At 67.9% G+C, this 9,839-nt stretch carries 8 protein-coding genes and 2 pseudogenes; 4 read left to right on the top strand and 6 right to left on the bottom strand.

What is annotated here, in order from left to right; all coding sequences use genetic code 11:
* Nucleotides 1-11: 11 nt before the first annotated feature.
* Nucleotides 12-1,469, bottom strand: coding sequence for an NF041680 family putative transposase (locus FVS66_RS13105; protein ID WP_149181364.1), 1,458 nt, complete (start codon nt 1,467-1,469; stop codon nt 12-14).
* A 178-nt stretch (nt 1,470-1,647) separates the two neighbouring features.
* Here FVS66_RS13105 and FVS66_RS13110 point away from each other — a divergent pair.
* Nucleotides 1,648-1,853: pseudogene (locus FVS66_RS13110) on the top strand (IS1380 family transposase); the annotation flags it as partial.
* 14 nt (nt 1,854-1,867) lie between these two features.
* Here the strand turns inward: FVS66_RS13110 and FVS66_RS13115 are convergent.
* From FVS66_RS13115 to FVS66_RS13130, 4 genes are all read right to left on the bottom strand, one after another.
* Nucleotides 1,868-3,196 (bottom strand): IS701 family transposase, encoded by a 1,329-nt coding sequence (locus FVS66_RS13115; RefSeq protein ID WP_262386971.1) that lies wholly within the window; start codon nt 3,194-3,196, stop codon nt 1,868-1,870.
* A 435-nt stretch (nt 3,197-3,631) separates the two neighbouring features.
* Nucleotides 3,632-4,861: a glycosyltransferase gene (locus tag FVS66_RS13120; protein ID WP_149181370.1), complete on the bottom strand. Its 1,230-nt coding sequence runs from the start codon at nt 4,859-4,861 to the stop codon at nt 3,632-3,634.
* Nucleotides 4,862-5,091: 230 nt separating this feature from the next.
* Nucleotides 5,092-5,814, bottom strand: coding sequence for a glycosyltransferase family 2 protein (locus FVS66_RS13125; RefSeq protein WP_187645503.1), 723 nt, complete (start codon nt 5,812-5,814; stop codon nt 5,092-5,094).
* A 40-nt stretch (nt 5,815-5,854) separates the two neighbouring features.
* Nucleotides 5,855-6,856, bottom strand: coding sequence for a sugar transferase (locus FVS66_RS13130; RefSeq protein WP_187645504.1), 1,002 nt, complete (start codon nt 6,854-6,856; stop codon nt 5,855-5,857).
* Nucleotides 6,857-7,075: 219 nt separating this feature from the next.
* Here FVS66_RS13130 and FVS66_RS13135 point away from each other — a divergent pair, with 219 nt between their 5' ends.
* The 3 genes and pseudogenes from FVS66_RS13135 to FVS66_RS13145 all read left to right on the top strand — a co-directional run.
* Nucleotides 7,076-7,402 (top strand): hypothetical protein, encoded by a 327-nt coding sequence (locus FVS66_RS13135; RefSeq protein WP_149181373.1) that lies wholly within the window; start codon nt 7,076-7,078, stop codon nt 7,400-7,402.
* A gap of 137 nt (nt 7,403-7,539) precedes the next feature.
* Nucleotides 7,540-7,836, top strand: a complete 297-nt coding sequence (locus tag FVS66_RS13140; RefSeq protein ID WP_262386972.1) for an IS3 family transposase — start codon at nt 7,540-7,542, stop codon at nt 7,834-7,836.
* 21 nt (nt 7,837-7,857) lie between these two features.
* Nucleotides 7,858-8,190 (top strand): annotated as a pseudogene (locus tag FVS66_RS13145) (DDE-type integrase/transposase/recombinase); the annotation flags it as partial.
* On the opposite strand, the gene FVS66_RS13150 reads toward FVS66_RS13145, so the two are convergent.
* Nucleotides 8,174-9,839, bottom strand: a 1,666-nt coding sequence (locus tag FVS66_RS13150; RefSeq protein ID WP_399225460.1) for an ISAzo13 family transposase, incomplete at its 5' end; no start/stop codon positions are given. The pseudogene FVS66_RS13145 and the gene FVS66_RS13150 sit on opposite strands and share 17 nt — an antisense overlap.

Genomic DNA, 9,839 nt, shown 5'->3' on the forward strand with positions numbered 1-9,839 from the left:
TAGCTTGATCTTTAACCTGTGCGGCGTGGACGCGGGGTCGTTGTCTTCTTCGTTCGTCGCTTTGCGGAGTCCGGTTTGCCGACTGTGTGCACGTCGTGGCGTGGGGTGGGTCGGGTGTTCTTGCGACCCGGCGGACGCCCTGGGCCGGGGCGGGAGGTTTTCGGTGCTTCGGCGGGGCAGGCGGCCTTGGGGCGGAGGTGCCGGAAGTCGCGGCGGACCCGGGCGGGAGTGAGCCTGTCGGGCGGGCTGGGTTTCTCCCACGGCCGGCGGAGGTCGGCCGCCAGTGGGCGAGCGAGCCGGAGCTGGGTGAAGGCGGCGAGGATCAGCCAGGTCCACCGGTCGGCGGCCTCGGGGCTGCGGATCTTCGGGCAGGTCCACCCGAGCGTCTGCTTGAAGAGCCGGAATGTGTGCTCGATGTCGAACCGCCGTAGGAACACCTGCCAGAGCAGGTCGACTTCCGTCTCGGTGGCGTCGGTGCCCGACCACCACAGCCACACCGGCTTCGGTGTCGCGCCGCTGGGCAGGTGGTCGACCTGCAGGCGGATCGCGGTGCCCTCGATCACCGGCAGGGCGCCGAGCTGGGCGGTCCAGGCGGAGCGGTGGGTCAGTCTCGGGTGGAGGCGGTCCCATGCCCGGGCCGTGGCGGTGCCGTAGAGACGCGTCGCGGTCACCGTTGCTGCGTCGGGGGTGTTCCAGGTGGTGGGATCACCGAACACGAACTCGCCCCCGTGACGCGGTGGACGGCCACGGGTGCCAGGTTCCCGTGGCGGGACCGCGCGACGAAGGACACGGTCCGAGCGCATCCGGCCCAGCACCTGCACCGGCAGATCCCGTAGAAGGAAGGCCAGGCGGGGCACGTCGTAACCGGCGTCCACCACGATGAGGACGTCCAGGTCGCCGTCGTGCCACTGCCCGGCTGCAATCAGGCGCTCGATGAGCTCGCGCATCTGCCGAGCAGTGACGGTCGCGGCATCGTCGCCCGGGGCCAGACGCAATGCGTCCAGCGGCGCGGTCCATGAACTGCGGCCCGTCTCCAGCGCGCAGATCACCGAATACGGCCAGCCAGGAACGGGAATGTGCTGGTCCTTGCCCCGCCCATAGGTATGGCACAGGATCCGCTGCGGTGAGGTGTGCGCGTCGGGCCGCAGCCAGCAGGTGATGTCGGCGGCCAGCACCAGCCGTCCGTCCGCCGCCCGCGGCAAAGGCACCGCGGCCAGGGCCCGCCGCAGCCGGGCCACGTCCAGCCGGCCCGCAGCCAGGGCGTCGTAGAGTCCACCATGCCCACGACGGTGTTCACCCACCAGCGACAGCTCCACCAGCGACCGGACCGGGCCGTCCGCACACAACACGGCGTCCGCCAGCTCGAACAATGCATCCGCACGTCGGGTCAGGCAGGAGTGGAACTCACCCCGGAAGCGTGACAGTTCCGCAAACGGATCCTGCCGGACAGCATGATGCAACAGACTCATCCCCACGGCCTTCGTGCTGGGTGTGTGTGTTCCTTGGTCGGAGCACATGCTCAGCCGAAGGCCGTCTGCGCGTACGGCAGTTACCGGTCCGAGTGATCAAGTACGAGGAGCCGTTCGACCCGCAAGGTTAAAGATCAAGTTAGGGCTTCAATCACCACAGCAGGAAGGCACTTTCTGCATGCGGACTACCGGGTCGCGTCTCAAGCTCGTCGTGTCGGCCGACGGCTACGGGGTGGTGAGCCACGCCGGATCTCGCCTGCTGGCCGATCTCGCCGATGTCACGGGCCTGACCAGCGCCTTCGCTGACGCCTGCGTCAACTGCGACCGCGTGGTACCGGGCACGACCCCGGCCGGATCGTGGTCGATCTCGCGGTCATCACGGCAGCTGTAGTTCTTGATCACAGCTGGTCGTGATGGCGGTGTCGTTGCTCGTGGCAGGCTGTCGCGATGGCTTGGTGCCGGCGGCGCCAGGCGGTCCAGTGCAGGACGTGGTCGCGGTCGTGGACAGGCGGCGGCAGCACGAGGGCGCGCAGGAGACGGACGAGTTCGGGACAGGTCAGCGGGGTGAGCCCGGCCGGACCGGCGGGGTGAGTGTGCGTCGTCGTGGACGCGAGGGTGAGGGCGAGGACGGCGGCGGCGATCAGGGAGAACAGCGACCAGCGCATCCAGGAGTTCCAGCAGGTCACCTGACCCTGATCGAGTCCGGTGAAGCCCTTGGCGAGCTGGAAGGTTTCCTCGATCCGCCATCTGCGGGCGATCACTTCCACCAGCGTGCCGAGTGAGACGGAGCCCGGGGACCAGTAGCGGAAGTAGGACACCTCGCCGGTGTAGCGGTGGCGGCGCGCGACGAACACACTCGTCCCCGCCACGTTCTCGTTCTCGTTCTCGTTCTCGTTCTCGTTCTCGTTCTCGTTCTCGTTCTCGTTCTCGTTCTCGACGGGAGTGTCGTCGGGGCGGACGTCGAGCCAGGCCCAGTCGTACTCGCGGGTGCCCTTCGTGCCATGTCCGGTCTGCCGACGCATCCACTGCTCGGGCCGCACCTTGTTGATCAGTTTGCGGGCCTCCCACCGGCGGCCGGCCCCGTCGGTGACCTGGTACGTAGCGGCGATGCCGACCGTGTAGCCGAGCCCCAGCGCCCTTATACCTTTGCGTAGATCGCGGCCGCAGTACACCTCGTCGCCGGCGAACCAGCGGGCCTGGATCCCGATCGTGAGCGCACCGGCGACCATGGACAGTGCTTGCTGCGGTTTCGTCGCGAACCCGATCTCCTCCGGCAGCCCGGCGACTTCGCGGCGTTCCTCGTCCTCGGCCCAGTCCGCTGGGAGGTACAGGGCCCGGTCGATGATCACCTTCGTCGTCGCGGTGACCGCTGTCAGGTGCACTGCCACCTGGCACAGTCCGGCACCGCCGATCGCGCCGGAGTACTGCCTGCCGGCCCCCACGCAGTCTGTGGAGGACTTCGCGTCGCCCGTCTCGTCCGCCACCAACACCACGTCCTGGCCCGCGAGTTCACCGGCAACCAGGCGGGCGATCTCCTCCCGTGCTCGGTCGTGGTCGAACAGGGCGCGGGACAACAGGTGCTGCAGCCGGTGCGGGCCCGGGTGCCCCAGCGCCTGCGCGAGTGTCCAGCAGTTCCGCGTGTCCAGCTCCAGTAGCAGCCCCGCGACCAGCTCCGCCGCCGTGGCGCGTGTCTCACGTCGTGCGAAGCAGCCCGCGACCGCCGTCATCGCCCTCCCGAACGCCCCGCACCACGCCTGCTCGGCTATAGTGGCCTCCGCGGCCACCGTCCCTTGATACGTCGTCACAAACGTTCATGATCGCGGTGGCCGTCCTCATGCCCTCACCCACCCCGGCAAGGCGCTGACCAGCGCAGACGTCGGAACTACAGCTGCCGTGACAACCAACGGCTACGGACACGCTGCGTCACCACCCGCCGGGCCCGCGGACACCTCCGCACCGCTCAACTTTGAAGACCCGCATTCACCCGCCTCACGGCCCTGCCCCGACCAGCTACCTGAACCGCGACAGACCCTGCCCACCCACGACCCGAGGAATCCTGGAGCACCCGACCCGAGCGTCGGGCCACAGCCCTGCCCGCACAGCGGCCGGCAACCGAGATCACAGATCCACCAGCTCAGCCCACTCCAAGCGAAACAGAGAGGCTAGTTCGGCGGCCCAGTCGTGACTGCGGGTTGATCAGAACCCTGCTCCGCTCGATGCGTCGGCCGTGTCACGGTGCGGCGGTCCGAGGCCGTGCCGTGCGCGAGGTGCTGCCAGGTGTGGCAGAGCTCGTCGGCGATCCTGCGCCAGCTGAATTCGTTGGCGGCACGCCTGCGTCCCTCGGCGGCGAGGCGCCGGGCGAGGCCGGGCTCGTCGCGGATCCGGGCCAGCCGGTCCGCGAGCGCCGCGGCGTCGCCGGCGGGAGAGAGCAGGCCCGTGGAGCCGATGACGTGGGAGATGTCTCCGATGTCGCTGCCGACAACGGGGACGCCGCAGGCCATAGCCTCGATCAGAACCCGCCCGAACTGCTCCCGCAGCGGGATGCCGATCCAGGGCACCACATTGCGCTGCACGATCTCGACCGACGGCAACGCCAGCACGCTCATCCGGGCCAGCAGCGAGGGCAGTTCACCATGGTCCGCCCACGGCGTGAGCCGAACCCGCCCCGGACGGCGCTCGCTTGCCCGCTGGACCTCGCCGCTCAGGGTTCCGTCGCCCACCACCTGCAGGTCGCAGTCGAGAAGCTCCGCGGCCAGGAGCAGGTCGCCGATGCCCTTGTGCGGCTCCAACCGGCCGACGAACCCCACGGTAAACGTCTGCGGGCGCTCCTGCTCGAGGGGGCGAAAGACCCCGGTGTCGACCCCCAGTGGCACGACGGTCGCAGGTCCTGTGTAGCCCTTGGCGCGCAGCACGCGCAGTGCGCTCGGGGTGATCGGGAACGCATGGCTGACGGCACGGTAGGCACGCCGTTCCAGGAGCGGGAACGGGAACGGGAAGCGCATCACGATGTTCTGGGCCGCGTAGAGGGTGACCGGTGTACCCGGCCGGATCCGGTCGCGCAGCCTGATGGCCTGCCAGGTGGACAGGTAGGCGGCCTCACCGAGGATATGCACGACGTCAGGTGCGGGCACGTCGCGCAACGCGTGCCCGGCGCCAGGGCCGAAGAGTACAGAGGCCATGTGACCGGTGCTGTCCTCCCCGAGCAGATGAGGCCGGAGCACGGGGCGGAAATTGCGGTATCGGTCTGCCAGCCCGCACAGCCCTTGCTCAGTCAGCGGTGATACGTCGGCGGCGACCACCGTCAAGGTGACGTCGGGGCGGTCTGCGAGCGCGGCGAAGAGGTCCAACCAGTGTTCTGTGCGTTTTCCGACCACAGTGATCAAGATGTGCATGGCATGGCATCCTTCTGGTTCAAGCGGCTGGTCGTGAGAGCGAGCCGGAACACGCTGGCCCATGCCTGGGCCCTGAGGTTCCGGGTGAGGGAACATCCGCGCCGGGGAACGGCGGTGAGGGCCGCACCGAGAGACGCCCGGGCCAGCACCGTCGCCCGCACCAGCGCGTAGCTGCGCCGTCGATGGCGGCCGAAGTACCGGAGCATGCTCCCGTACACATGTGGCCAGAGCTATGTGGCATCCCTGCTACTCGCTCCGCGGAGGTGCACGGCCGCAAGTGCGGGCACATACAGCACCTGGGCTCCGCGCCGCCAGGCCTGCAGGCACAGTTCCTCGTCCGCGTAGTACATGCAGGAGCTCTCGTCGAGACCACCGATCTCGGCCAGCAGGGAGGCCCGCACCGCCAGGCAGGCCCCGGACACCCAGTCGACGGTCACCGCACGCCCGTAGCGGCTGCAGTCGGTGTAGGTACGACGCCGTTTCCTGCCCCAGAACAGCTGGTGCAGTCCCAGCGGCGCCAGGCTGCCGCTGAGGCGACTGGTCAACACTGAGGCGAGGGACTCGAAAGGGTGTGCGCTGGCCACGAGCCGCCCGCCCGGGTCGATGATGCGGGGACCGACAATTCCTACCTCTGACCGGAGCCGCAGAGTGGTGACGAGAGCCCGCGCGGTGGGTTCCTGCAGGATGCACTCGGGATTGACCAGAAGCACGACGTTTCCGACGGCGCCCGGCAGAGCCTGGTTGACGGCCGCGGCGAAGCCGACATTGACGGAATTGGCGATCAGCTCGATCTCGGGGAAGTGTGCCGCAACAACGTGCACGGTGCCGTCGGTGGACGCGTTGTCCACGACGCTCACCCGCAGCCCGGCGCGACGCAGGGCTGACACGCAGGCCACGACATGGTTTTGTGAGTTATAGGTCACCACGATCGCGGTGGCATCCAGATCGTCCACGGGCGCCGCCGTCCTGGTGGCGCGGGCGCACGGGCCAGCGCTAGCCACGGGGAAATCCACGGAGCAGGTCGAGCAGCGTGCGCGCGAGCAGCACGAGGTCCAGACGGGGGGAATGGCAGCCCACATACAGCAGGTCGCAGCGGAGCTTTTCCTCCACACTCGCTCCGTAGCCACCGGTGAGCTGTGCGATACCGGTGAGTCCCGGACGGACCAGGTGGCGCAGGTCGTAGTGGGGGACGTTCCGGAAAGTCGCGATGAGTTCGGAACGCTCCGGGCGAGGCCCCACCAGGCTCATCTCGCCGCGCACGACATTCCACAACTGCGGCAGCTCGTCCAGCCTGGAGCGGCGCAGGAACCGGCCGAATGGAGTCATCCGGGGATCGTCGGCGGCAGCCAGCACCGGCCCTGTCGCCTGCTCGGCGTCCACTCTTATCGTGCGGAACTTGATGATGCGGAACGGCTGGCCACCCGCGCCCACCCTGTCCTGGAAGTAGAACGGGGGGCCACCCCGGCAGACCAGCATCACGATGGCGAGCATGACCGGAATAACAAGGGGCGCGCCCAAGGTCACCAGCAAAAGATCGGAGGCTCTCTTGAGCCGAGCGCTGGCGGCGCGGTTCCGCGCAGTTGCCCGCAGCCGCAGCCACGGCAGCCCGCCGAAGCGGTAGAAGCGTGCCGAACCCAGCAACCCGTAGGCGGGATGCGCCAGTACGAATACTTTGACGCGGTGCGCTCTGCACAGCTCCACCAACCGGTAGTCGAGGCCTTCCAAAGAGACCTTCACCAGTAACAGATCGGGATGATGCAGCGTCAGCGACGCCTCGAACTCGGCAAATCCTTCGGAGAGCGTCAAGCGCCTGACGACATCGAACTCTTCCTCCAGATTATCTGCATCGCCGACCTCCTGTGCCGACTCGGCTACAACGACCTTTCGTATCCCTCTCCACCGCACTAGGGAGGGGGAAAGAACTTGACGGGACCGCCAGTTGAGTCTCCCGGTCGAAGAGCTCTCGGTGACCGGAATCAGGGTGGCGCGGTTCATCCGCATTACTCCGTTTCGGTTACGAAATTGCACACCTCAGCGAAGCCAGTCAAGTCCGGGCTTCAGAAATTAATCACACAATATGCATGGCGAAGCGGCTGGCGCCCTGCGAAACTCGAAAGACCACCTGTTGGGAGCAAGGCTGTACGGCGGGGCCAATGGTTCAGACTGAACCGCCCCGATTCGATTGGAGACTCGATTTCGTGAAAGGATCGAGTCATGGCACGACCTTCCCGCTACCCGCTTGAGCTCCGCCGTCGTGCGGTGCGCATGGTCGCCGAGGTGCCCGACGACTACCCGAACGAGACGGCCGCCCTGCAGTCGGTGGCCGACAAGCTGGGCATCGGCTCCCGCGAAACACTGCGGAACGGGCTGAAGCAGCACGAGATCGACGCGGGGACGCGCCCGGGGACGACGACGGAGGAGTCCGCCCAGATCAAGGCGCTGAAGAAGGAGAACGCCGAACTCAAGCGGGCCAACGAGATCCTGAAGGCCGCGGCGAGTTTCTTCGCGGCCGAGCTCGACCGGCCACACACGCGCTCGTAGCGTTCATCGACGAGCACCGGGACCGCTTCGGCGGCGTCGAGCCGATCTGCGGAACGCTCACCGAGCACGACTGCAAGATCGCCCCTTCCACGTACTACGCCCACAAGAAACGCCTCACAACTCCATCCGCCCGCTCCCTGCGCGATACGGAACTCAAAGAGCGGATCCAGGAGATCTACACGTCCAACTACCGCGTCTACGGGGCCCGGAAGATCTGGCGCGAGCTGAACCGGCAGGGACATGCGGTGGCCCGCTGCACCGTCGAGCGCCTCATGCGCGAGCCCGGCATCACCGGCGCCGTCCGCAGCAAGCGCGTCATCACCACAATCCCCGGCGGGCAGGCTGAGCGAGCCCCCAACCTGGTCGACCACGACTTCGTCGCCGCCGCTCCGGACCGGTGCCGGGTGGCGGACTTCACCCATGTGAAGACGTAGTCCGCCACCGTCTACGTCGCGTTCGTCGTGGACACCTTCTCCCGGCGGATCGTCGGCTGGTCGGCGGCCACCGTGAAGGAGACCATCTTCGTCCTTGACGCTCTCGAGATGGCCGTCGGGCAACGCGACCGGGACCAACACCCCGTACGGCCAGGCGCGTTGGTCCATCACTCGGACGCCGGGTCGCAGTACACGTCGTTCAAGCTCGCCGAGCACCTGGACGCGGCCGGCATCGCCGCCTCCATCGGCTCGGTCGGCGACGCCTACGACAACGCCCTGATGGAGTCGACGATCGGCCTGTACAAGCAATGCCGCGGAGTTAAGGGCTTGCAGATCATTAACTCGCTGCCTTGATCTTGAGTGGGACGGTGATGCCTACCGTGCTCGCGTGGTCGTAAAGCTGCTCCAGGGTGGCGAGTTGCTGGTCAGTGCGATGGATGTTGTGTCCGGCCGTGCCGAGGAGTTGGCGGATGTCGCGGATGCGCCGGTTGATGGTTTCGGGGGTGACGCCGAAGAGGCAGGCGATGGCGACCTGCGGGAGCCCAAGCCGGTAGTGGAGGAGGGCGGCCAGGAGCCGGTCGGCGAGGGTAAGCATGGGGCGCCGTCCGGTGCCCGGGGCTGCCAGGCGGGGCCGGTGGCCGCGCCGCTTGTCCAGGTGTGCTTCCCGCTGATCCTCGTGGAGGGCGGTGAGTGTGGTGATCAGCGTGTCCCACTCCTGGGCTGGCATTCCGGTCAGAGCGGGGTGGCAGAGCCAGGAGAGGTCGGGGCTGGGCTGGTCGAACGGGTCCGGTGCGTCACCGACCTGGGCATACGCCTCGGGCCGCAGTGTGTAGTTCCAGTCGCCGTGCCACTCGTGGCGGTGCAGGGGTAGGGCATCCATCTGCCGGTCGACGATCCGGACTCCGGTCTCGTAGGCGTCTGTGTCGAGTTCGGCGTGCACCGTCAGCCCGGTGCGGGTGGTCGTCGCGGCGATGCTGTTGACGATGACTTCGTGGCTTGTCAGGGGCCTGCCGCGCCAGTTCATGGTGATGTGGGAGAACAGCCGGTGCTCCACTTTGTTCCATTTTGAAGTACCTGGTGGAAAGTGACAGACGGTGATTTCCAGGCCGGTCTCCAGGGCCAGAGCGGCCAGTTCGGCCTTCCAGGCGCGGGTGCGGTAGCCGTTCGAGCCGCCCGCGTCCGCGGTGATCAGCAGCCGCCGCGAGTGCGGATAGGCGCCGCACCCTTGGCTGCTCCACCAGCGGCGGATGGACTCCACGGCGAAGGCGGCGGTGTCGTGGTCCGTGCCGACGCTGACCCATCCGGTGTTCGCGGCCAGATCGTAGATCCCGTACGGGATGGCCTTGCCCAGCTCCGGGTCCGGGAAGTCGTGCGTCCGTACCCGGACCGGTTCGTTCTCACGGTGCCACTCGGCGCCGGCGTTCTTGTAGTTGCCGACGACTTCCTTCTTTTTGGTGTCGACGCTGACCACCGGGTCCCCGGCGGCCTGGTGCTCCTTGGCCCGCTCGTTGATATAGCGGAACTGGCCGTCGCGGTCCGGGTGCTGCCTGCCCTCGACGGTCTTGGCGTTGCCCTGCAGGCTGAAGCCTTCTTCACGCAGCAGGTCGGCCACGGTTTCCGCTGAGATGCGGTGGCCCTGCCGGCTCAGCTCGCCGGCCAGGTGACGGGTCGACTTCGTCGTCCAGCGCAGCGGCGACATCGGATCACCCCGCATGTCCGGCTCGACGAGGGCCAGCAGGGCAGGCCGCAACCCGGGATCGAGATCCACCGCACGCTTGCGGCCCCCGCCCTCCCGGCGGACCCGGCCCAACGGGGCCACCCCGGACTCCAGTTCTGCCACTCCGCGCGAGACGGTACCCTCGCGCACCCCGGCCGCACGGGCCACCGCCCGGATCCCTCCATGCCCCAGCGACCGGGCCTCCGCCCCCATGGCCAACCGGCGCTGACGCTCGTCCAGATGCGGGAACAACGCCTCGAACTTCGCGGCCAGTTCCGCCTCAACC

Origin of the sequence: Streptomyces sp. TRM49041 (assembly GCF_008271805.1) — a bacterium.
Lineage (GTDB): Bacteria > Actinomycetota > Actinomycetes > Streptomycetales > Streptomycetaceae > Streptomyces.

Bases quoted from the DNA above. Each gene is read 5' to 3' on its own strand.
- FVS66_RS13130 (WP_187645504.1), bottom strand. From the start codon at position 6,856: ATGAACCGCGCCACCCTGATTCCGGTCACCGAGAGCTCTTCGACCGGG.
- FVS66_RS13120 (WP_149181370.1), bottom strand. From the start codon at position 4,861: ATGCACATCTTGATCACTGTGGTCGGAAAACGCACAGAACACTGGTTG.
- FVS66_RS13135 (WP_149181373.1), top strand. From the start codon at position 7,076: ATGGCACGACCTTCCCGCTACCCGCTTGAGCTCCGCCGTCGTGCGGTG.
- FVS66_RS13105 (WP_149181364.1), bottom strand. From the start codon at position 1,469: ATGAGTCTGTTGCATCATGCTGTCCGGCAGGATCCGTTTGCGGAACTG.
- FVS66_RS13115 (WP_262386971.1), bottom strand. From the start codon at position 3,196: ATGACGGCGGTCGCGGGCTGCTTCGCACGACGTGAGACACGCGCCACG.